This window comes from Agrobacterium tumefaciens, from assembly GCF_005221325.1.
GTDB lineage: Bacteria > Pseudomonadota > Alphaproteobacteria > Rhizobiales > Rhizobiaceae > Agrobacterium.
Genome location: NZ_CP039888.1, coordinates 2,083,889 through 2,106,376, shown reverse-complemented (window position 1 = coordinate 2,106,376; position 22,488 = coordinate 2,083,889). Strand labels below are relative to the sequence as shown.

The window sequence follows — 22,488 nt, the reverse complement described above, 5'->3', positions numbered from 1 at the left end:
CGGCATGGATTTTTCATGGGTCGCCAAATATTGGCCGCTGCTTTTATCCGGCGCATGGCAGACGCTGGCGCTGCTCGTCATCTCCGTCAGCATCGGTTTTCTTCTCGCCATCGGGCTTGCCTTCGCGCAGGTCAGCGGCGGGCGGGTGACGAAAAATCTGGCGCGCGCCTATTGCACCTTCTTTCGCGGCACGCCGCTTTTGATTCAGCTCTGGCTACTGTATTACGGCGTCGGCTCGTTTCTGCCGATGATCCCCGGCCTGCGCCAGAGCTTCATGTGGCCGGTGCTGCGCGAGGGGTTTTTCTTCGCCGCCGTCAGCTTCACGCTGAATTACGCGGCCTATGAGGCCGAGGTGCTGCGCGGCGCGCTTTTGGCCGTGCCGAAGGGCGAGCTGGAGGCGGGCCGGGCTTTCGGTATGGGCCGCTTCACCCTCATTCGCCGCATCTGGTTGCCGCGCGCGATCCGCATTGCGCTGCCGACCATCGCCGGCGAGGTGGTGATGCAGCTGAAGGCGACGCCGCTTGCCTTTACGGTCACTGTGATGGACCTCTACGCCGTGGCCTACAAGGTGCGGCAGGATACGCTTCTGGTCTATGAGCCGCTGATCGTCGTCACCGTCTTTTATCTCATTCTCACCGCCATCATCGCCCGCTGTTTCGGCATTGTCGAACGGCAGGTGCCGGTCCGGCGGTAAATCGTTCAAGGAGTATGAACATGGGCACTATCCGTATCCTCGACGGCGGCATGAGCCGCGAATTGCAGCGGCTCGGCGCCGAGCTGAAACAGCCGGAATGGTCGGCGCTGGCGCTCATCAATTCGCCTGACATCGTGCGGCAGGTGCATGCGGAATTCATCGAGGCCGGTGCCGATGTCGTCACCACCAATTCCTATGCACTGGTGCCGTTCCACATCGGCGAGGAGCGCTTTCAGAAGGATGGCGCATCGCTGATCGCCCTTTCCGGGCAGCTCGCGCGCGAGGCAGCGGATGCGAGCCGTCGTGATGTGCTGGTTGCCGGCTCGTTGCCGCCGATCTTCGGTTCCTACGAGCCGCAGAATTTCGATGCCTCGCGGGTACAGGACTATCTCAAGGTGCTGGTCGATAATCTCGCTCCTTCCGCCGATGTCTGGCTCGGCGAGACGCTGAGCCTGATCGCCGAGGGTGAGGCCGTGCGTGTGGCCGTTGCCGCAACAGGCAAGCCGTTCTGGGTTTCCTTCACGCTCAACGATGATGCGACTGCGACCAGCGGCGGCGAACCTGCCTTGCGCTCCGGCGAAACCGTAAAGGCGGCCGCCGAATGGGCGGCACAATCGGGCGCTGCCGCCCTGCTGTTCAATTGCAGCAAGCCGGAAATCATGAAGGCCGCCGTCGAAACCGCCTCCGTCGTCTTCGCGGACAAGGGCGTATCGCTTGAGATCGGCGTTTATGCCAATGCCTTCGAAGGCGAACAGGGCGATTCTGCCGCCAATGAAGGCCTGCATGGCACCCGCGCCGACCTGACCGACGATGTCTATTCGCGTTTCGCCTGCTCCTGGGCGGATGCCGGCGCAACCATGATCGGCGGCTGCTGCGGTATCGGTGCTGCCCATATCCACACGGTTGCGACTGCTTTGCGGCGCGCGGCCGCCTGAGGCGGCCGGCGGCGCATTCATCGCCACTATCGGGAATAAGCGCGGCGGGCTGAAAGGCTCGCCGCTTTTTTTGTCCGCGGCTATTGACCTCAACTATAGTTGAGGAATTATCAGAGCATGGAACACTATTGAAGGACGTTCCATGACCGAGAATTCCACGGCGCTGAAACTGACGCTGCTGTTCGTCGCTACGCTCACCATCATGGCCGGAACCACGGTTGCGCCCTCGTTGCCTGCCATAGAGCAAAACTTCCTGTCGACACCTGATGTCGAGATCATGAGCCGCATGGTGCTGACATTGCCGTCGGTTTTCGTGGCGCTCTGCGCGCCCGTTGCCGGCGTGCTGGCGGATCGTTTCGGCCGCAAGCGGCTGCTGCTCGGCGCGATCCTGCTTTACAGCCTGTCCGGCATATCAGGCCTTTTTGCCGACAGTCTTACCGGCCTGCTCGTCGGCCGCGCCTTTCTGGGGCTTGCGATCGGCGGCATCATGACCATCGGCACGGCGCTGGTGGGCGATAATTTCGAGGGGCCGGCGCGGGAGCGTTATCTGGGCCTGCAACAGGCCTTCACCCAGCTGGGTGGCGTTGTTTTCGTGGTGGCGGGTGGATGGCTCGCGGATATCCACTGGCGCGCGCCCTTTGCTGTCTATGCCGTGGCGCTGCTCATCCTGCCGGCGGCCCTGTTTTTCCTGAGGGAACCGGCAAGGAACAGCAGCCGCGCCACGCGCAATGATGAAAAGGCCCTTGCGGTCAACTGGTTGCTGGTGGCCGTGCTGGCCATGGCGGTGTTTCTCGTCAATGCCCTGTTTTATACCATCCCCTCGCAATTGCCGTTCTTCCTGCGGGAGCTAGGGGTGTTTTCCGGAAGCGTTGCCGGATATGCCATCGGCATCTTCAATCTGGCCGGCGCGCTGATGGCGCTCAGCTTCGGGCGGTTGCGGGCGCGGATTGGCGTGACCGTCATTCTGGCGGCCGGGCTGGTGTTGATGGCCACGGGTTTTGCGCTGCTTGCCACGGCAGGCGGTCTGGTCTCCATGCTGTCGGCGCTGGCCGTGGTGGGGGCTGGTCTCGGCGCCGTGATGCCGTCCATCATGTCCACGACGATCATGCTTGCGCCGCTGCGGTTGCGCGGGCGTATCGCCGGCATCGTCACGGCTTCTATGTTTCTCGGGCATTTCATCTCGCCGCTGGCAAGCCAGCCATGGATTGCCCGGTTTGGTTTTGCGACGACCTATCGTGATATCGCCGTGGTCTTTGCCGCCATGGCCGGACTTGCCGCCATTGCCACGATCTTTCAGCGCCGCACGGGGATGCGGAAAGAGCAGCCTTTAACCTGAGGCGGATGAGGCACAGCGTGGCGGCGGAGGCATGCCGCTGATGCCGCCGCAAGCAGTGAGGGCCGGTGTTGAAGAGCCCCGTCCTGCTGCCGCAGTCTTCATGTCGCAGGCCATGCGACATAAAGAAATTATAAAGTTTTTAAGTATAATTATTTTACAACGAAACAAATACAAGAGTATTATAAAGTACTGTTTAACATTCTTCTTCAAGTCGCGATCTGGCGTTTCCACCTGTTGAGGAACCGCCAGACCACCGGAACAGGGACCTTCCGAAATTTCAGGGGCAGGATCACCGGTTGCGGGCCAGTGCATAACGCAGGTTGCGGCCAGAGCCGATGATCCGGCTGATCAAGCCTTGATGATGAAGGCTTTCGACGTGCAATGTCATTTTTGCCGAACACCTCCGGCACGGGAAAGGAGCGGTCTCCCATCTTTTAAAGGGTTTCCCGTGTCCTTTCTTCACAATGCCAGTATCCGCACCAAAATTATGTCACTTATTTTACCGCTCTGCATCGTCGGTCTTGGCGCCGCCGCGTTCATGGCCACGCGCTATAAGGAAGCCGACACCGCCTATTCCGAATTCGTAGCCAGCGACAATGCTGCGCTGGTGGAACTTGCGCGGGCAAACCGCAATCTCATCGCTCTGGCTTATGGCGCCTATCAGGTGATGGCCTATGACGCGAATGGGCCGGAAATCAATGTCGCCAAGCAGGCCTATAATGACAGCAAGCGCCAGCTTCTGGAGCGGCTCGGCAACGTCAAGGCCGTGTTTCCAGAGGAGCGCGCCGCTGTCGACGTCTTGATCACGCAATCCCAGTCCATCGCGCAAATCACCGACAAGGCCGTCGAGCTTGGCATGGCCAACAAGAACGCTGAGTCTGCAGCATTACTCCTGAAGGCAGACGTTTCGCTTCAGAGCTTGTCCGTTACCCTGACGGCGTTGCTGGACAAGCTTGCCAAAGGCGTGGTCAGAGGCAGCGACGATCTGACCGACCAGACCAATTCGACGATCCTGACCTCGCTGGTGGTTGTGGGGATCGTCTTCCTCGCCGGCATCATCCTCGCACTTTTCGTGGCCTCTCGCGGCATCACCACGCCGATTGCCCGGCTGCGTGAGCGTATGGCGTCGCTTGCCGGCGGCGAGACGGCGGCCGAGATTGACGGCATGGAGCGGAAGGACGAAGTTGGCCAGATGGCGGTCGCGGTTCAGGTGTTCCGCGAGAATGCCATCGCGCGCATTCGTCTCGAGCAGGAAACCGAAGCCAACCGGTCGATGTCGGAGAAGGACCGCATCGAGCGCGAGCAGCAGAAGGCAAGGGAAGCCGCCGACGTCAAATTCGCCGTCGATAATCTCGCGGCCGGCCTTTCGAAGCTTTCCGATGGCGATGTTTCCTATCGCATCAACCAGCCGTTCACGGCGACGCTCGATGGTGTCCGCAACGACTTCAACATGTCGGCCGAGAAGCTGCAATCGGCACTGACCCGGGTTGCGCAGAATGCCGGCGGTATTGGTGCGGGCGCAAACGAGATCAAGTCGGCTGCCGACGATCTGGCCAAGCGCACCGAACAGCAGGCTGCCGCCGTCGAAGAGACCGCAGCAGCTCTGGAGGAAATCACCACGACCGTGCGGGATTCCACCAAACGCGCACAGGAGGCGGGCCAGATCGTCAGCCGTGCCAAGGCGGGCGCGGAACAATCCGGCGAAGTGGTGCGCCGCGCCGTGGTCGCCATGGAACAAATTTCCAAATCCGCCAACGAGATCAGCAACATCATCGGCGTGATCGATGAGATCGCCTTCCAGACCAATCTTCTGGCGCTGAATGCCGGTGTGGAAGCGGCGCGTGCGGGCGAAGCCGGCAAGGGTTTTGCCGTCGTCGCACAGGAGGTGCGCGAGCTTGCGCAGCGTTCCGCCAATGCGGCAAAGGAGATCAAGGCGCTGATCACCACCTCGAACGATCAGGTAAAGCAGGGCGTGCAGCTGGTGGGCGACACCGGCAAGGCGCTGGTGACGATCGTATCGGAAGTGCAGGAAATCAACCGGCACGTTGTGTCCATCGTCGAGGCCGCGCAGGAGCAGTCGTCGGGATTGCAGCAGATCAATACGGCTGTGAACCAGATGGATCAGGACACGCAGAAGAACGCGGCCATGGTTGAGGAGACCAATGCCGCAAGCCACAGCCTTGCCAAGGAAGTGCAGTCGCTGAACCAGCTGCTTTCGCAGTTCAAGCTGGCCGAGGGCGCTTATCAGCATCAGGGCCAGCCGGCTCCGGTGCGCAGTGCCGCCGGCAGCGACAGATCGGTGGCATCTCCCGTGCGGGCGCTTGGCCGCAAGCTTGCTTCGGCATTCTCGGGCAATGCTGCGCTGGATACGTCAAAGGGCGACTGGCAGGAATTCTGAGGGGTAGCGACCCGTTCCTCGGTCCGGGCTTCGACTGGACTGTTCCGCATGACCAAAGGCAAATGCCACGCAGGCGAAAACCGTCTGCGTGGCACAAATTTGATGGTGACCCGCATCGCCAGTGTCTGTTGTTGTGGGACGACAATGCCCGACAGCCAGGACGATCGAAGCCCTCAACCCGTCACCGGCATCATCCCTCTGCATTTCATTGTGAACAGATTATAAAGTTTTTGATTATAATATTATTGTCGGAAAATAGATTGACGTCGCGTCCGGCGGTTTTGCGTGCTTTTTCCCAAAAATTGAGTCTGTGGCCGTCGCTCGCCGGCGGAGCAGCATCGTCAGGTTTCACCGTGTTGGCGAAGGCGTTGTTCTGGCCGTCACATCGCGGCGAGCCTGCAAGCGGTCAGTAAAGCCTTGATGTTGAAGGCGTTTGACGTGCAATGTCATTTTCGCCGAACACCTCCGGCACGGGGAAGGAGCGGTCTCCCATCTTTTAAAGGGTTTCCCGTGTCCTTTCTTCAAAATGCCAGTATCCGCACCAAAATTCTGTCGCTCATTCTTCCGCTCTGCGTCGTTGGCCTCGGTGCCACCACATTCATGGCCAGCCGTTACAAGGAAGCGGACACCGCCTATTCGGATTTCATAGCCAATGACAATGCGGCTCTGGTGGAGCTGGCGCGTGCCAACCGCAACCTGTCGGCGGTCGCTTACGGTGCCTATCAGATCATGGCTTATGATGCGGATGGGCCGGAGATAAAGGTTGCCAAACAGACTTACAATGAAAGCAAAACACTCCTCCTGCAGCGCCTCAACAAGGTGAAGGGTGTTTTTCCCGAGGAGGCTGCCGCCATGGATGCCTTCATCGCGCAGTCACAGACAATTACCGACATGACCGACAAGGCCGTCGAGCTTGGAATGGCTAACAAGAATGCGGAATCAGCCGCCCAGCTCCTCAAGGCGGATACATCCATCGCGGCGACTTCGACAGCCATAACGGCGCTGGTGGACAAGCTTTCCAAGGGCATCATCAAGGGCAGCGACGATCTGACCGACCAGACCAATTCGACGATCCTGACCTCGCTGGTGGTTGTGGGGATCGTCTTCCTCGCCGGCATCATCCTCGCACTTTTCGTGGCCTCTCGTGGTATCACCACGCCGATTGCGCGGCTGCGTGAGCGTATGGCGTCGCTTGCCGGCGGCGAGACGGCGGCCGAGATTGACGGCATGGAGCGGAAGGACGAAGTTGGCCAGATGGCGGTCGCGGTTCAGGTGTTCCGCGAGAATGCGATCGCGCGCATTCGTCTCGAGCAGGAAACCGAAGCCAACCGGTCGATGTCGGAGAAGGACCGCATCGAGCGCGAGCAGCAGAAGGCAAGGGAAGCCGCCGACGTCAAATTCGCCGTCGATAATCTCGCGGCCGGCCTTTCGAAGCTTTCCGACGGCGATGTTTCCTATCGCATCAACCAGCCGTTCACGGCGACGCTCGATGGTGTCCGCAACGACTTCAACATGTCGGCCGAGAAGCTGCAATCGGCACTGACCCGGGTTGCGCAGAATGCCGGCGGTATCGGTGCAGGCGCAAACGAGATCAAGTCGGCTGCCGACGATCTGGCCAAGCGCACCGAACAGCAGGCCGCCGCCGTCGAAGAGACCGCAGCAGCCCTGGAGGAAATCACCACGACCGTGCGGGATTCCACCAAACGCGCACAGGAGGCGGGCCAGATCGTCAGCCGCGCCAAGGCGGGTGCCGAACAATCCGGCGAAGTGGTGCGCCGCGCCGTGGTCGCCATGGAACAGATTTCCAAATCCGCCAACGAGATCAGCAACATCATCGGCGTGATCGATGAGATCGCCTTCCAGACCAATCTTCTGGCGCTGAATGCCGGTGTGGAAGCGGCGCGTGCGGGCGAAGCCGGCAAGGGTTTTGCCGTCGTCGCACAGGAGGTACGCGAGCTTGCGCAACGGTCCGCCAATGCGGCCAAGGAGATCAAGGCGCTGATCACCACCTCGAATGATCAGGTAAAGCAGGGCGTGCAGCTGGTGGGCGACACCGGCAAGGCGCTGGTGACGATCGTATCGGAAGTGCAGGAAATCAACCGGCACGTCGTGTCCATCGTTGAGGCCGCGCAGGAGCAGTCGTCGGGATTGCAGCAGATCAATACGGCTGTGAACCAGATGGATCAGGACACGCAGAAGAACGCGGCCATGGTTGAGGAGACCAATGCCGCAAGCCACAGCCTTGCCAAGGAAGTGCAGTCGCTGAACCAGCTGCTTTCGCAGTTCAAGCTGGCCGAGGGCGCTTATCAGCATCAGGGCCAGCCGGCTCCGGTGCGCAGTGCCGCCGGCAGCGACAGATCGGTGGCATCTCCCGTGCGGGCGCTTGGCCGCAAGCTTGCTTCGGCATTCTCGGGCAATGCTGCGCTGGATACATCGAAGGACGACTGGCAGGAGTTCTGATCGCCGATTGGCTGCAATGTGAGCTTCGGCGGGGAGCGATCCCCGCCGATAAATATTTTTCGTTTTCGAAAACCGTTTTCTAAGCGCCGACTACAAAGCGACCATGCTTTGTGTCCGAATGGCTGCTATTTATCCGTGAATTATAAATAACTAAAAAATAGGATTTTGGCGGGATAGTCCTGTTACCGGACGAAGCATCGGCGCGATGTGGGCCGGATGGAAAAAGCAGAGAAGATCCCCCTATGGATGCAGCGCAGGAAGGACAGGCGCGTGGATATTGGCGGAATGCGCTGTTTTATGTGACGTTCCTTTATTTCACGGTCGGCTTTTCGCCCTATATTTCGCTTTCTTCGACCTATCAGGGATCCGCCATGGCGGCCGGGTCCAACCTGCTCAACCAGTTGACCGCGATCATCCTGCTTGCCAGCTTCCTGGCCTTCATGGCGAAGGAGCATTCGTTTGCTCTTCTCTTCACGCCGCGCCTGCTGATGGCAGCGATTTTCGGCTGGTTTGTCTTCACCTCGCTCATGGGGGAAGCGCCGATGTTTTCGATCAGGCGGCTTGTCATGTGCGCCATCATCTGTGTGCTCGCCGGCTGCTTTCTGCAATTGCCGCGAACGGAACGGCAATTCACCACGCTGCTTGCCGGCTGCGTCATGATCATCCTGTTCCTGTGTTACTTCGGCGTCGTCGTGCTGCCGTCGCGGTCCATCCATCAGGCGGGCGACGCGCTGGAGCCGCTTCTGGCGGGTAACTGGCGCGGGGTTTTCCAGCACAAGAACGAGGCCGCCTCGGTCATGGCGGTGCTGATCATCGTGGCGATCTATCTCTGCAAGCGCTGGTCCCTCATCGGCGGCTTGCTCCTGCTACTGCTATCGGTGATCTTTCTGGTCAAGTCAGGCGGCAAGACGGTACTCGGCTTGATGCCTATCGTCGTCTCGGCCGGCTGGTTCATCGTGCGCTGGCCCCGCTGGCGATATGCGGTGGTCACCCTGCTTTTATCGGTCTGCACCATTGTGACCGTGGGCACCACAATCGACCCGGTATTTGCGCAGATGCTGACGCGGATGGGTATAGACGCCAGTTTTACGGGCAGAACCGATATCTGGACCGTCGCCATCGATTATATCCGCCAAAGCCCGATTGTCGGATACGGGTACCAGGCCTTCTGGCGCAGCGACACCCTGATGTCGAGCTTCACCGAAAACAACAGCTGGGCGACCACCGCGCCGTCTTCCCACAGTGGCTATTTCGATCTATTGCTTGAGGGTGGCATACCGGGTCTGGTGCTGGTGCTGATGTGGATCTGCCTGCTGCCGCTCCACTATCTCGGCAAAATGGACGGGGCCACACGGAACAGCCCGCTCACGCGGTTTTATGTCGGTGTCTGGCTTTATGTGCTGCTTTACGGCTTTCTGGAAACCCTGTTCCTGCTCAGCGCCGGTTTCGTCTGGTTTTTCCTCCTGGTGGCAGTGATGGGCCTGCATCTGCAGGCGAATGCCAGCCTTGTGGAGGATGAGACCGAACCGGAGCCTGCCCGAACCGCCAAAGATGCGGACAGGGTGAAGATACCGCATCCGGGATTGCCGGTTGTTCGAAAAAAGCTCGCGATTACTCAGCCGACGCCAAACGCGGAGACTGACTGAAGACGTGTTGAATGAGTTCGGGCAGTTATGGTCTGTTTGTTTGCTTGGGACGGACAGAGGTCAATCAGGACCGGACCGTGCAAGAGGTGTTACGCGGAACAGTGTCGTTGCGGCCGGTCGCGCATTGCTTTGGCGGCGCACCATACAACGGCCGCCGGGTTTGTGCCGGGCGGCCTCTTTGGGCCGTCAGCGGAGACCGGTTAGCTTTCTCAAATCGCTGTTGATGCGCGACTGCCAACCCTTGCCCATGGCCTTGTAGTGTTCGACCACATCAGGGTCGAGGCGGATTGTGACGGGTGTTTTCGGCGTCTCCACTTTCGGCCTTCCTCGGCGCGCAATCTCCCGGTCAATGCTTTTCGAAAGATCGGGGAAAACTTCTGGGAACGGTTTTGCTTGCGCTATATCTTCATCAGTGGCTTCGGGGGCCTCTGGGTCGGACGCGATCATTTTTTGGATTTCCGCTTCTTCCTTATCCGTGAGCGGGCGTTTCGAAGAAAATTCTACTGGCATTATAGACTCCTTTCCTTGGAGCTGGCTGGCCGCATCGAGATGACAGATAGGGCCTGCGAACCCAACTTGCAGAACACCACTGCGATGATGATGATGCGGCCCTGAAACTCACCTACGGCCAAAAAGCGGTTTTCCTTGGCTGGAAGGACGACAGAGCCTGCGAAGAACTCAATCGTCAGATCGGCGAAGTCGAGAACGTGTTTCTCGATGTTCGTCAGCCGCTTTGTTTCGTCGTAAGCGATTTTCATATTGTGTATGTACAACAAATAGTCAACGAAAGCCAGATTTTTGTACGTACGTAAAAATGGAGGGTTGTCACCACGCTTCGGGGTAGTAAGGTTTCACAGCGCTTCCCAAGCGCGTCCTATATGTTTCCTGTAGGAATTTCTAAAACTGGAGGCGATGGCCTAAAAGCCTGGGAAATATGGCGCACCCGACAGGATTCGAACCTGTGACCTTTGGAATCGGAATCCAACACTCTATCCAGCTGAGCTACGGGTGCAGCGGTCACGCTTGAATCGCGTGCAGCGGTTGGTTCATACCCCAGCTTTGTTTTTGCATCAATGTCTAAAAATCAAAGATTTGCGAAACCTTGCCTGTTTTCGGGCGGGGGCGGGCGTGGTGGCCTTTTGTGGGGTGGTCGCGGGCTTTTTCTGCGGCGATGCGGGTAGTGCGTCGTTTGGCGTATTGCTTTTTTAGCGGAATCTATTTTCTCTTATAAGTAGTATCTTATTGCCCGGCCCGTCCGCTGTTTTGTCCCTTTCGTGAAGGGGCGGCCGGATTGCGGCAATGCCCTTCAAGCCCGGTGCGGGAGGCGATTTTATCCCCTTAAAATTGGCGGGTAAATAGTCATACTTTTTTCGTTCGCCGGATGCCGAATTTGGGTTCCGGTTTGCTTCTCTGGCGTTTAACTGTCAAATTATTATACAATATTAGTATCATCTACATTTATTTGGGATACAGTTTCGCAGCGTTGTCGGTTATAACTTCGACAAGGTAAGGGAACGAATCAGGCGGGGGATCGGATGGCTTTGCGACTGGCACATAGCAACGGGCCGCGGACGGAAAAGAGCGAAAGCGGCAGCGCGGAAGCCGCGCATGATACGGCAATCGACTATGGATTGCTGACGACTGCCATCAGCTATCATTTGCGGCACTCGCAACTTGCCGTGGCAAACGGTTTTGCCGATGTGCTGACGGAGCAGGGATTGCGGCCGGCCGATTTTTCCGTTCTCGTCATCGTGGGCGGCAATTCGGGCTTGAAACAGAGCGATGTGGCGGAAGCGCTGGGCATCCAGCGCGCCAATTTCGTCGCGATCGTCGATAGCATGGAAGAGAAGGGGCTGCTCGTCCGCCGCAAGTCGGAAGAGGACAGACGCGTTCATTTCCTCGACATGACGCCGGAGGGCAGCAGCCTGCTCGAACGGCTTTCCAATACATGGCGGGACCGCGAGGAAAAGCTGATCGACAGAATCGGCGGCAAAAAGGCCCGCGATCAGCTTCTGGCTCTGCTGGGACGCCTGCGCGACTGAAGTTCGAAGAGGCCGACGGCAATCGAAAATCCTAGTGGCCGCAAGATGGGGCGTGTGACGTCAATGGGGCTGTCTCCCATCGCCAGCGGCCGCGGTGACGATCTCCCCGTTTCCGTTTTTCACGGCAGCCTGATCGGCAGCGGGCTGAATTGCGTTGCAATTTGCCTTCGAAACCGCCAAGACGCATGGATATCCTCGCGCCCTGCGGCATGAGAGCCGCAACCATGCGATTGACTGGAAAGGCCCGGAACGGGAACGCCATGCTGAATATCGATACGAGTCACCCGCTTTATCGCCCGCTGTGGGTCCGGTTGCTCATCGTCGGCTTTTGCGCCGCATGGGCCGTCATCGAATTCGTCAATCGCGAGTTTTTCTGGGGAACCATCGTCGGCGGCATCGGCGCTTATGCGGCCTATGAATTGCTGCTGAAGTTCAAACACGCGAGCAACGACGCTGCGCCCAGGGACGAGGCGGGGGAGCCTGCTTCCGAAAGCGCGCCTGCCGACAAGAACGATGCGGGCTGAAGCGGTCCTCATCTTCGGTTTGAAGCATTTCCCGTATTAATCTCACCGCCTGGTTTTAGCGGAAATGCGCCCGGGTCCGCAGCATGCGAAGTGCCTGGTCGATCAGCAGATTGGCCGCCGTCATGCGCAGGGTGGCATTGTGCCGGAATTGTGGTTTCACCCGATCGGGATGATTGAGCCGAGCGAAAGCCCGGCGTTTTTCCGCAAGCGTTGCGGCCGTGTCGGTTTCCCGGATTGCCAGTTCCGCGGACACGTCGGCAAGCGCGGTTTTTTCGAGATGGGCCGGCATCAGTTCCGGTTCAGGCTCCGGTTGAGGTTCCAGCGGTGGTGCGGGGTCGGCCAGGAAGGCGAGATAGGCATCGAGATTGCCGTTTGCCGGCTGCGGCGCTTCGATATGTGTATCGACAACGAAACCCGAGCTGAAACCGGCAATGCGGTGGCCGGCGGGCGGTGAAAGCTCCGCGTCTTCTTCTTCTTTCTCCTGTTTCAGTCTTTCGACGACCGACTGGAAGACGGATTGTCCGAAGAGCATGCGGCTGTTCCCTGCGCCGGCCTCAATGATCCGGCTTCTATAGAGGATGAAGGTGGTGTCGGGCTTGCCGTCGTCACGGGTTTGTCAGCTTGCGGCTTTCATCCAGCACCAGATCGTAAAGCAGGCGGGCGCTGGGCGGTAGAACCCGGCCCTTGGTGGTGATGATGCTGTAGGGCTTGACCACGAGTTCGAAATCCGTCGGCAAAATGCGGGTTCGGCCGATATCCGCCTGCTGTCCGGCAACGAATTCGGCCATGTCCTGCGCGATGGGGGCGATGGCATCGGTATTGCAGACGAGGGCAAGGGTGAGCACCACGGAGGGCGTGTTGATGACGTTGCGCGGCATGGCGACGCCATGGGTGAGGAAGACATCCTCCATCGTTCTGCGCAACAGCGCGCCGGGTGGCTGGAAGACCCAGTCGTAACCGGAGAGATCCTGCAGGGTCACGGGCTCGCCGCGCAGCAGCGGGTGGCCTTCGCGCACGACCAGACAGGCGCGCTCTATGCCTATTTCATGGATAGAAAAAAGGCCGGGATCGAAATCATCGGGAATGCGGCCGATGATGAAATCGTGACGCGCCGCCAGCAGTTCGCGGGCCAGCACGTTGCTGCTTTCCACCTGCACGTTGATTTCGATGCCGGGATAGGTGTCCATGGCGCGCCGGATGGCGGGAACGACGAGGCTGATCGCCGGGGCGGTGACGGCGCCAATATAGACCGAGCCGCCGCTGCCCGACTTCATCTGGTTGAGTTCGCGGCTCGCCTCGCGCAGTTCCAGCAATATGGTGCGGGCCCGGCGCGCCAGGGCCTCGCCGAACTTTGTCAGCACCACGCCGCGCGAGGCTCGCTGACAAAGCGGTGATTTGACGATTGCTTCCATTTCCGAGAGCATGCGCGAGGCTGCGGGCTGTGTCATGTTCATGGCGGCCGCTGCCGCGCTGACCTGCCCGTGCTCCTCGATCATGACCAGCATGCGCAGGTGGCTCATCTTCAATCCCGCCCGCAGCAGAGGGTTGTCTTCAAAGACGAAAAGAGCCTCTGTTGTTTGCGCCTGCTCATACACTTTTTGGTTGTTCATGTGCTGCTTTATACCCCTCATCGGTTTTTGTATCGATTTAATATATCATAATTGATATATGGAAACCGATATATTCTATTTGACAGTTATATGGATTCAGAACAATTTGCGGAATGCCGGGGAGGAGCGGCAGCTGTTCCGTTTCGCAACTGCGAAAGGGAACGAGCGCAGCGCGGCTTCTTCCTCTGACGGCATGAATTTCATGGTGCACCGCAGCATGCGGGCTCCAGAGAAGGGCTCAAGGGAGAGAGTTTATGAAGTCCATTATTTCGCTGATGGCAGCTTGTGCCATCGGTGCTGCGTCTTTCGCAGCGCCGGCTTTCGCACAGGACAAGGGTTCTGTCGGTATCGCGATGCCGACCAAGTCGTCCGCACGCTGGATCGACGACGGCAACAACATCGTCAAGCAGCTGCAGGAAGCCGGTTACACGACCGACCTGCAATATGCTGACGACGATATTCCGAACCAGCTGTCCCAGATCGAAAACATGGTCACCAAGGGCGTCAAGGTCCTCGTGATCGCGTCGATCGACGGCACGACGCTGTCGGACGTTCTGAAGCAGGCCGGCGAGCAGGGCATCAAGGTCATCGCTTATGACCGTCTGATCCGTAACAGCGGCGACGTCAGCTACTACGCAACCTTCGACAACTTCCAGGTTGGCGTTCTGCAGGCAACTTCGATCGTCGACAAGCTCGGCCTGAAGGATGGCAAGGGCCCCTTCAACATCGAACTCTTCGGCGGCTCCCCGGACGACAACAACGCCTTCTTCTTCTACGACGGCGCAATGTCGGTTCTCCAGCCTTACATCGACAGCGGCAAGCTGGTCGTGAAGTCCGGCCAGACCGGCATGGACAAGGTCGGTACGCTGCGTTGGGATCCGGCAACGGCCCAGGCCCGTATGGACAACCTTCTGTCTGCTTATTACACCGACGCCAAGGTTGATGCCGTTCTGTCGCCTTACGACGGTCTTTCCATCGGCATCATCTCCTCGCTGAAGGGCGTTGGTTATGGCACGAAGGACCAGCCGCTGCCGGTCGTTTCCGGTCAGGACGCTGAAGTTCCGTCCGTCAAGTCGATCATTGCCGGCGAACAGTATTCGACCATCTTCAAGGACACTCGCGAACTCGCGAAGGTTACTGTTGGCATGGTCAATGCCGTTCTGCAGGGCAAGGAGCCTGAGGTAAACGACACCAAGACCTATGAAAATGGCGTCAAGGTTGTTCCGTCCTACCTGCTGAAGCCGGTTGCCGTGACCAAGGAGAACTACAAGCAGGTTCTCGTTGACGGCGGTTACTACAAGGAAGACCAGCTGAAATAAGCTGAAGACACATGCGGGGATGGCTTGGCGTCATCCCCGTTTTTCCATAAAAATAAAAACGCCTGAATTAATCGGGCGCTGGATTGCGATATGGCCAATACCATTCTCGAAATGCGGAATATCACCAAGACGTTTCCGGGCGTGAAAGCGCTTGAGAACGTCAACCTCAAGGTTAAAGAGGGTGAGATCCACGCACTCGTCGGTGAGAACGGCGCGGGGAAGTCGACCTTGATGAAGGTCCTTTCCGGTGTTTACCCCGCCGGCACCTATGAGGGCGAAATCCACTACGAAGGCGCCGTGCGGAATTTTCGCGCCATCAACGACAGTGAAGATATTGGTATCATCATCATTCACCAGGAGCTTGCACTCGTGCCGCTCCTGTCGATTGCGGAAAACATCTTCCTCGGCAACGAAGTCGCTTCGAACGGCGTCATCAGCTGGCAGCAGACCTTCAACCGTACCCGCGAACTCCTGAAGAAGGTGGGTCTGAAGGAATCGCCGGAGACGCTGATCACCGATATCGGTGTGGGCAAGCAGCAGCTGGTCGAAATCGCCAAGGCACTGTCGAAGAGCGTGAAGCTGCTCATCCTCGACGAGCCGACGGCTTCGCTCAACGAAAGCGATTCCGAGGCGCTGCTCAACCTGTTGATGGAATTCCGCAATCAGGGCATGACGTCGATCATCATCACCCACAAGCTGAACGAAGTGCGCAAGGTGGCCGACCAGATCACCGTGCTGCGCGACGGCATGACGGTGAAGACGCTCGACTGTCATCAGGAAGAAATCAGCGAGGATGTCATCATCCGCAACATGGTGGGACGCGATCTCGAGGATCGTTATCCGCCGCGCGACGTGCCGATCGGCGAGACCATTCTCGAAGTGAAGAACTGGAACGCCTATCACCAGCAGCATCGTGACCGTAAGGTTCTGCACGACATCAACGTCACCGTGCGCAAGGGCGAAGTCGTCGGCATCGCGGGTCTGATGGGGGCAGGGCGCACCGAGTTCGCGATGAGCGTGTTCGGCAAGTCCTATGGCCACAAGATCACCGGCGACGTGCTGATCGACGGCAAGCCTGTTGATGTCAGCACCGTGCGCAAGGCGATCGACGCCGGCCTCGCTTATGTGACCGAAGACCGCAAACATCTCGGTCTCGTGCTCAACGACAATATTCTGCACAATACCACGCTCGCCAATCTGGCCGGCGTGTCGAAGGCCAGCGTCATCGACGACATCAAGGAAATGAAGGTGGCGAGCGATTTCCGCACGCGTCTTCGCATCCGCTCCTCGGGCATCTTTCAGGAAACGGTCAATCTTTCGGGCGGCAACCAGCAGAAGGTTGTGCTCTCCAAGTGGCTGTTCTCCGACCCCGACGTGCTGATTCTCGATGAACCGACACGCGGCATCGACGTTGGCGCAAAATACGAAATCTACACCATCATCAACCAGCTCGCTGCCGATGGCAAAGGCGTTCTGATGATCTCATCGGAAATGCCTGAACTGCTTGGCAATTGCGACCGCATCTACGTCATGAACGAAGGCCGCATCGTCGCTGAATTGCCGAAGGGAGAGGCGAGCCAGGAAAGCATCATGCGCGCTATCATGCGCTCAGGGGAGAAGAACTCATGAGTTCGGCAAACACCACAAACGAAGAAAGCAACGTCATCTCGGTCGGGTCGTATATTCGCTCCAATATCCGCGAATATGGCATGCTGATCGCGCTCGTCGCTATCATGGTTTTCTTCCAGTTCTACACCGGCGGCATCCTGTTCCGTCCTGTGAACCTGACCAACCTCATCCTGCAGAACTCGTTCATCGTCATCATGGCGCTTGGCATGCTGCTGGTCATCGTGGCCGGGCATATCGACCTCTCGGTCGGTTCCATCGTCGCCTTCGTCGGCGCGATCGCGGCCATATTGACCGTGCAATGGGGCATGAACCCGTTTCTGGCGGCGCTGATTTGTCTCGTCATCGGCGGCATCATCGGTGCTGCCCAGGGTTACTGGATCGCCTATCACCGCATCCCGTCCTTCATCGTGACGCTGGCGGGCATGCTGGTGTTCCGCGGCCTGACGCTCTTCGTGCTCGGCGGCAAGAACATCGGCCCGTTCCCCACCGATTTCCAGGTTATCAGCACCGGCTTCCTGCCTGATATTGGCGGCATCGAAGGTCTGAACACCACGTCGATGATCCTGACGGTGCTGATTACGGTCGCGCTGTTTTATCTGGCATGGCGCCGCCGTGTTGTGAACGTCAAGCACGGCATCGATGTTGAGCCCTTCGGCTTCTTCATCGTCCAGAACCTGCTGATTTCGGCTGCCATCCTGTTCCTCGGCTACCAGCTGTCTACCTATCGCGGCCTGCCGAACGTGCTGATCGTGATGCTGGTTCTGATCGCACTTTACAGCTTCGTGACGCGCCGCACGACCATCGGTCGCCGTGTCTACGCCATGGGCGGCAATGAGAAGGCGACCAAGCTTTCGGGTATCAATACCGAACGCCTGAGCTTCCTGACCTTCGTCAACATGGGCGTGCTGGCCGGTCTTGCCGGCATGATCATCGCGACCCGCCTCAACTCGGCAACGCCGAAGGCCGGCGTGGGCTTCGAGTTGGACGTGATTGCGGCCTGCTTCATCGGCGGTGCTTCGGCCTCCGGCGGCGTTGGCAAGATCACCGGTGCGGTCATCGGCGCGTTCATCATGGGTGTCATGAACAACGGCATGTCGATCGTCGGTCTCGGCATCGACTTCCAGCAGATGGTCAAGGGCCTCGTGCTGCTCGCCGCCGTGTTCTTCGACGTCTACAACAAGAACAAGGGCTGAACGGCCAAACTCCTATCGCAGTCAAAAAAGTGGCCGGTTTCCGGCCACTTTCATAAGATGCAGGCGTTATGCGCCTCGTAGAAGAGACAAGGCGCGTTGCGCCGGAGGAAGGAAATCCCGTGCTCATTTCACAGATCAAAGATGCCAGTGGCAACATCACCGTCGCGGTTCGCGAAGAAGGCGGGCAGGCGCGCGCCGTCAAGGGTGCGGCGTCGGTCTATGCGCTCGCCATGGAAGCCGCCAATGGCGGCAAGACCCTTGCGGACGTCGTTTCCGCGCATGGTCTGGGCGATGCCGTCGATCTCGAAAAGGCCTATGCCGAGGGCCGTTTCCTGCCGCCGATCACCCATCCCGATCCGGCGCATCTGCATCTGACCGGCACTGGCCTGACCCATCTCGGTTCGGCTGCAACCCGCGACAGCATGCACAAGAAGACGACGGAAGCGGCGGAAGAAAGCCTGACGGATTCCATGAAGATGTTCCGCATGGGACTGGAAAATGGCAAGCCGAAGGCCGGCGAAAAGGGCGTTCAGCCCGAGTGGTTCTACAAGGGCAACGGTCATGTGACGGCAGCGCCGGGTGCAGCACTCACCTCTCCGTCGTTTGCGCTGGATGGCGGCGAAGAGCCTGAGATGGCGGGCATCTATGTGATCTCCGACAAGGGTGAAGCTGTGCGTATCGGCTTTGCCGTCTCGAACGAATTTTCCGATCACGTTACCGAGCGGATCAACTATCTCTACCTCGCACACTCCAAGCTGCGCCCGGCCAGCTTCGGCCCGGAAATCCGCGTCGGCGCCCCACCGTCGGATATTCGCGGCACCTCGCGCATCCGTCGCGGCGACAAGGTGATTTTTGAAAAGCCGTTCGTTTCGGGTGAAGACAACATGTCCCACACCTTCGCGAACCTCGAATATCACCACTTCAAATACGGCCTGTTCCGTGCGCCGGGCGATGTGCATGTGCATATGTTCGGCACGGCAACGCTCTCATTTGCCGAAGGTATCACGCCGGAGGCTGGCGACGTGTTCGAGATCGAGGCGGCCGGCTTTGGATTGCCGCTGAGGAACCCGCTTGCGGTGGAAGCGGAAGAAGAGATCGCCGTTCGGCAGATCTGATCTGCGGTTTGGCTTGAAACGGTTGAGGGTGGGGGTCGCCCCCTCTCGGCGTCATCCTCGGGCTTGTCCCTGTTATCTGCAACCGATTGATTTTATTCGACGTGGTTAGATCCTCGGGACAAGCCCGAGGATGACGAAGGAGGGCTTGCAGTCCTTCCTCCACAGTTGCCGCAGAGGTGGCTCTGCTATGCTAGTCGAACCCCCAAAGCTTACCTTCGCCCACCTCAACGGAATTGCCCGCCGGGTCACGGACGTAGACGGAATAACTGTCATTCGGCCAACGGTGATAGTGTTCGACGGGAATTCCAAGCTCCTCGAAGCGGGCCTTCCATTCGTCCACGTCCGATTTGTTCTCCGCGTAAAAGCAGAAATGGCCTTGCCCGACCGCGCCATGACGCGGGATCGGATTGTGAGCATCGGCTTTACGTGACGCCTCCGGATTGAAGACCAGCAGCATCTGGCGGCCGCATTTGAAGAAAACCAGCTGGCCGGGCAGTTTCAGCACCACTTCCAGCCCGAAGACATCGCGGTAAAAGGCCTCGGCGGCATCGAGGTCGTCGGCGTAGATCGCGGTCTCCATAAGGGCGGCTGGTGGTCGCATGGTTTCTCCCGGCGGATGGCCTATGTTTTCGTGCTGTAGGTCAGCACCGTCAGATCGTGTTTGCCAACGCCGCGTTCCAGAACGGTCCAGCCGCAATTGACATAATAGGTTTCGAGATCGCGCTGGCAGCAGAGATAGCTGGTTTCATGACCGAGTTCGGCGGCCCTTTGCGTTGCGGCCTGCATCAGGGCGCGCGCAACGCCCGAGCGGCGGCGGTCTTCCTCCACCCATAGAGCTGCGACCCATGGCAGATATTGCGGGCGCTCCTCCAGATCGCAATGGATGAGGAAGGCGGAGCCGACATAGTCATCGCCGTCATGGGCAACAAAGCCGGTGGGCAGCCTATGGGGATTGGTCATGTCCTGCAGGTGCTCTGCGACGTCCCCGACCTTGAGGCCGCTATCTTGCCACCAGGCCGTCCAGACGCGGTCCGCGATGGTGGGGCCATGGGACTGGCAGTCGCGATAGTCGGAAATATTGTACAAAACCCTCTCCCGTTCAGCATGCCGCCAGGGGGTGAGGCCGGAGCATGCATCAAATCGATGCCGCGATTTAAGCGGTCGGAAGGGGTTTTCGCAACCGCCAACTTGTCGCGCCGGGTCAGGCTTTCGTGGCCGTCACATGCAGCCAGTCGGTCGGAAGCTTGTCGTATCCGCTGCCCTGCCGGGCCACGATCTCTACCTCCGTCCAGCCGAATTGCCCGTAGGTTTCCTCAAGCCAGGCTTTGGAAGGATAGTTGTAATAACGGCCGAACATGTCGCGTCCTTCCGCTTCCCCCGCCTTGAAGCTCGCATAAAAAACGCCGCCCGGTTTGAGCGCCGTGTGTATGCGGCCGATGATGCTCGGCAGGGCAGGGCGGGGTACATGCAGCAGGCAGGCGTTCGCCCAGACGCCTTCATAAAGCGCCGTGTCTTCAATATTCTCGAACAGCAATGTCCTGACGGGAATGCCGAGCCGGGCTTGCGCTGCCTTTGCGATGTCAGGCGTTCCATCGGTGGGGTGAACATCGAAACCGGCGGATAGCATGTATTCGCTGTCCTGTCCGCCGCCGCACCCCAACTCGAGGATGCTCGCGCCGGCTCGCAGTCGCGCCAGGAATGTCTCCAGATGCGGACGGTCCGGGTCCTGCCCCCGTGACGTATAGGCCGTGGCATGGTCGGTATAAAAGCCGATCGTCTCGTCGTCCTTAGCCGTCATGTCAACTCTGCGACTGGCTCTGGCTCTGCGATTGCTGCACAGTGACCGAGACATTCAAGGTTTCGCCGGCCGGGCCGATGCGCATGCCTGATATCGGCGCGCAATCGCGGTAGCAGAGGCCCGATGCGATGCGGACGTAACGGTCGTCGGGGCAGATATTATTGGCGGCGTCGAAGCCGACCCAGCCCAGCCCCTGAAGATGCACCTCGGCCCAGGCATGGGTGGCCGTCTGTTCCGCCACCTCTTCCATCATCAGATAACCGGAAACATAACGGGCCGGCAGGCCCATCAGCCGGGCGGCGGAAATCAGGATATGGGCGTGATCCTGGCACACACCCTTGCCTGCCTCCAGCGCCGTTTCCGCCGTGGTTTCAATGTCGGTCGAACCCGGCACATACTCCACCTTGCGGTGAATATTCTCCATGAGGTCATGCAGGCGGGATAGTTCGGTATCGCCCGTGCTGACCTTCACCAGTTCACGCACCAGTTTGCCCGGCTTGGTCAGCGGCGTCTCGCGCAGGAAAAGCCACAGTGGCGCATTGCCAACGTGAGGGCCGACCACGCCGGCCTTGTCCTCGGTGGTGACGAGGCCGCTCGCCACGACCTTGACCTTGCGTTGCGGGCCTTCCGTTTCCACCAGCGCGACGCGGTTGCCGAAATGGTCGTCATAGGTCACTTCGACGGTGGCGCCATCGACCGAGACATCCCAGTCCTCAACCGTCTGGCACGGGCCGGTCTGCGGCGTCAGGCGCAGCCGCTGCAACGCATAGGGCATCGGCTCGTCATAGACATATTCCGTCGTATGGGTGATTTTCAGACGCATAAGCTGTCCCCGTCCACGCGCTTATTGGTAAAAGCGGTAGCCTTCCATGATTTCCTGCCCCAGCTGTCCGTTCCGGTTGACGAATCTCTCCAGAAACTCGTGCAGACCTTCATCCATGACGCGGCCGATCGTCGTCTTGCGCAGACTGTCGCGAATGCTTTCCGCCGTGTCATGCGCCTTGTGCCTCTCGCCGTAATCCTCGGCGATGTAATTGAGGTTGCTGGCGATCTTTTCATAACAATAGGCGAGCGAACGTGGCATGCGGCCGTTCAGAATAAGGAAGTCGGCAATATTGGCCGGCTTGTATTCCGCATCATAGACCCAGCCATAGGAACGGTGCGCCGAGACCGAGCGCAGAATGGATTCCCACTGTGCATTGTCGAGCGAAGAGCCCACATGCGCCACGGCCGGCAGCAGCACGTAATATTTGACGTCCAGAATGCGGGCGGTGTTGTCGGCGCGTTCGATGAAAGTGCCGATGCGGGAGAAATTATAGAGATCGTTGCGCAGCATCGAACCGTGGAAAGCGCCGCGCACCAGACCGGCGCGATGCTTGATGACGTCAATGGTCTGCGGCAGTTCCGCATGGCTGAGCTTGCGGCCGAGAATGTTCTTCAGCTCGATCCAGAATTCGTTGGTGGCTTCCCATGTTTCGCGCGTCAGCGCCGTGCGCACCATGCGGGCATTGTTGCGGCCGGCCTCGATGCAGGACATAACGCTGGAAGGATTGGCCTTGTCCCGCAGGAGATAGTCGATCGCATTGGCCGCCGTCACTTTTTCGCGCGTTTCGAGGAATTCCTCGTGCACGCCGGCGCTCTGCAACACGCCGTCCCAGTCCTCATCGCCGCTGCCGCTGCGCGTCAGTGAAACGCGCAGGCCCGCATCGATCAGCCGGGCGATGTTTTCAGCGCGCTCGATATACCGGAACATCCAGTAGAGCCCGTTTGCCGTTCTGCCCAGCATGGC

General features: G+C 59.1%; 21 protein-coding genes and 1 tRNA gene. 12 read left to right on the top strand and 10 right to left on the bottom strand.

Annotation, left to right across the window (positions count from 1 at the left end; genetic code table 11):
* The first annotated feature begins 4 nt into the window (after positions 1-4).
* The 6 genes from CFBP5499_RS10935 (at position 5) to uppW (ending at position 9,469) form a co-directional block, all read left to right on the top strand.
* The gene (locus tag CFBP5499_RS10935) at positions 5-694 is read left to right on the top strand and encodes an ABC transporter permease (RefSeq protein WP_080824481.1); all 690 of its coding nucleotides are present in this window, start codon (positions 5-7) and stop codon (positions 692-694) included.
* Positions 695-714: 20 nt separating this feature from the next.
* The gene (locus tag CFBP5499_RS10930; RefSeq protein WP_080824482.1) at positions 715-1,629 is read left to right on the top strand and encodes a homocysteine S-methyltransferase family protein; all 915 of its coding nucleotides are present in this window, start codon (positions 715-717) and stop codon (positions 1,627-1,629) included.
* Positions 1,630-1,771: 142 nt separating this feature from the next.
* Positions 1,772-2,965 (top strand): MFS transporter, encoded by a 1,194-nt coding sequence (locus CFBP5499_RS10925; RefSeq protein WP_080824483.1) that lies wholly within the window; start codon positions 1,772-1,774, stop codon positions 2,963-2,965.
* A gap of 448 nt (positions 2,966-3,413) precedes the next feature.
* A complete protein-coding gene (locus CFBP5499_RS10920; RefSeq protein ID WP_080824484.1) occupies positions 3,414-5,363 on the top strand; it encodes a methyl-accepting chemotaxis protein in 1,950 nt (649 codons plus the stop codon).
* Positions 5,364-5,873: 510 nt separating this feature from the next.
* Positions 5,874-7,823 carry a methyl-accepting chemotaxis protein gene (locus CFBP5499_RS10915; RefSeq protein ID WP_137066279.1) on the top strand — a complete coding sequence of 650 codons (1,950 nt, stop codon included), beginning with the start codon at positions 5,874-5,876 and terminating at the stop codon, positions 7,821-7,823.
* A gap of 242 nt (positions 7,824-8,065) precedes the next feature.
* Positions 8,066-9,469, top strand: coding sequence for a Wzy-type polysaccharide biosynthesis protein UppW (gene uppW / locus CFBP5499_RS10910; protein WP_080824485.1), 1,404 nt, complete (start codon positions 8,066-8,068; stop codon positions 9,467-9,469).
* Between the two features lie 186 nt (positions 9,470-9,655).
* Here uppW and CFBP5499_RS10905 read toward each other — a convergent pair whose 3' ends face one another.
* The 3 genes from CFBP5499_RS10905 to CFBP5499_RS10895 all read right to left on the bottom strand — a co-directional run bounded on the left by CFBP5499_RS10905 (position 9,656) and on the right by CFBP5499_RS10895 (position 10,481).
* Positions 9,656-9,979, bottom strand: a complete 324-nt coding sequence (locus CFBP5499_RS10905) for a BrnA antitoxin family protein (protein WP_175416686.1) — start codon at positions 9,977-9,979, stop codon at positions 9,656-9,658.
* Positions 9,979-10,227 carry a BrnT family toxin gene (locus CFBP5499_RS10900; protein ID WP_080824486.1) on the bottom strand — a complete coding sequence of 83 codons (249 nt, stop codon included), beginning with the start codon at positions 10,225-10,227 and terminating at the stop codon, positions 9,979-9,981. Before CFBP5499_RS10900 ends, CFBP5499_RS10905 begins: the two co-directional genes overlap by 1 nt.
* A 177-nt stretch (positions 10,228-10,404) precedes the next feature.
* Positions 10,405-10,481: transfer RNA gene (locus CFBP5499_RS10895), tRNA-Arg, on the bottom strand.
* A 523-nt stretch (positions 10,482-11,004) separates the two neighbouring features.
* On the opposite strand from CFBP5499_RS10895, the gene CFBP5499_RS10890 reads away from it, so the two are divergent.
* Positions 11,005-11,511, top strand: coding sequence for a MarR family winged helix-turn-helix transcriptional regulator (locus CFBP5499_RS10890; RefSeq protein WP_080824487.1), 507 nt, complete (start codon positions 11,005-11,007; stop codon positions 11,509-11,511).
* A 260-nt stretch (positions 11,512-11,771) separates the two neighbouring features.
* Positions 11,772-12,035, top strand: coding sequence for a hypothetical protein (locus CFBP5499_RS10885; RefSeq protein ID WP_080824488.1), 264 nt, complete (start codon positions 11,772-11,774; stop codon positions 12,033-12,035).
* A 55-nt stretch (positions 12,036-12,090) separates the two neighbouring features.
* On the opposite strand, the gene CFBP5499_RS10880 is transcribed toward CFBP5499_RS10885, so the two are convergent.
* Positions 12,091-12,567 (bottom strand): hypothetical protein, encoded by a 477-nt coding sequence (locus tag CFBP5499_RS10880; RefSeq protein WP_080824489.1) that lies wholly within the window; start codon positions 12,565-12,567, stop codon positions 12,091-12,093.
* Between the two features lie 73 nt (positions 12,568-12,640).
* Positions 12,641-13,645, bottom strand: a complete 1,005-nt coding sequence (locus CFBP5499_RS10875; protein ID WP_130932420.1) for a LysR family transcriptional regulator — start codon at positions 13,643-13,645, stop codon at positions 12,641-12,643.
* A 254-nt stretch (positions 13,646-13,899) separates the two neighbouring features.
* On the opposite strand from CFBP5499_RS10875, the gene chvE reads away from it, so the two are divergent.
* The 4 genes from chvE (at position 13,900) to araD1 (ending at position 18,901) form a co-directional block, all read left to right on the top strand.
* Complete coding sequence (chvE, locus tag CFBP5499_RS10865; protein ID WP_080824490.1) at positions 13,900-14,964, top strand: sugar ABC transporter substrate-binding protein ChvE; 1,065 nt, start codon at positions 13,900-13,902, stop codon at positions 14,962-14,964.
* A 90-nt stretch (positions 14,965-15,054) separates the two neighbouring features.
* A complete protein-coding gene (gguA, locus tag CFBP5499_RS10860; RefSeq protein ID WP_080824491.1) occupies positions 15,055-16,593 on the top strand; it encodes a sugar ABC transporter ATP-binding protein GguA in 1,539 nt (512 codons plus the stop codon).
* Entirely contained in the window at positions 16,590-17,786 is a 1,197-nt protein-coding gene (gene gguB / locus CFBP5499_RS10855; RefSeq protein WP_080824492.1) for a sugar ABC transporter permease GguB, read from the top strand. Before gguA ends, gguB begins: the two co-directional genes overlap by 4 nt.
* Before the next feature lie 119 nt (positions 17,787-17,905).
* Positions 17,906-18,901: a 2-keto-3-deoxy-L-arabinonate dehydratase AraD1 gene (araD1, locus tag CFBP5499_RS10850; RefSeq protein WP_175416685.1), complete on the top strand. Its 996-nt coding sequence runs from the start codon at positions 17,906-17,908 to the stop codon at positions 18,899-18,901.
* Between the two features lie 190 nt (positions 18,902-19,091).
* Here the strand turns inward: araD1 and CFBP5499_RS10845 are convergent, their stop codons facing one another.
* The 5 genes from CFBP5499_RS10845 to CFBP5499_RS10825 form a co-directional block, all read right to left on the bottom strand.
* A complete protein-coding gene (locus CFBP5499_RS10845) occupies positions 19,092-19,502 on the bottom strand; it encodes a VOC family protein (protein WP_080824494.1) in 411 nt (136 codons plus the stop codon).
* A 20-nt stretch (positions 19,503-19,522) separates the two neighbouring features.
* The gene (locus CFBP5499_RS10840) at positions 19,523-19,987 is read right to left on the bottom strand and encodes a GNAT family N-acetyltransferase (protein WP_080824495.1); all 465 of its coding nucleotides are present in this window, start codon (positions 19,985-19,987) and stop codon (positions 19,523-19,525) included.
* Positions 19,988-20,102: 115 nt separating this feature from the next.
* A complete protein-coding gene (locus CFBP5499_RS10835; protein WP_080824496.1) occupies positions 20,103-20,699 on the bottom strand; it encodes a class I SAM-dependent methyltransferase in 597 nt (198 codons plus the stop codon).
* A 1-nt stretch (position 20,700) separates the two neighbouring features.
* Positions 20,701-21,522 (bottom strand): transglutaminase family protein, encoded by an 822-nt coding sequence (locus tag CFBP5499_RS10830; protein WP_080824497.1) that lies wholly within the window; start codon positions 21,520-21,522, stop codon positions 20,701-20,703.
* 21 nt (positions 21,523-21,543) lie between these two features.
* A complete protein-coding gene (locus CFBP5499_RS10825) occupies positions 21,544-22,485 on the bottom strand; it encodes an alpha-E domain-containing protein (RefSeq protein ID WP_080824498.1) in 942 nt (313 codons plus the stop codon).
* Between the last annotated feature and the right edge of the window lie 3 nt (positions 22,486-22,488).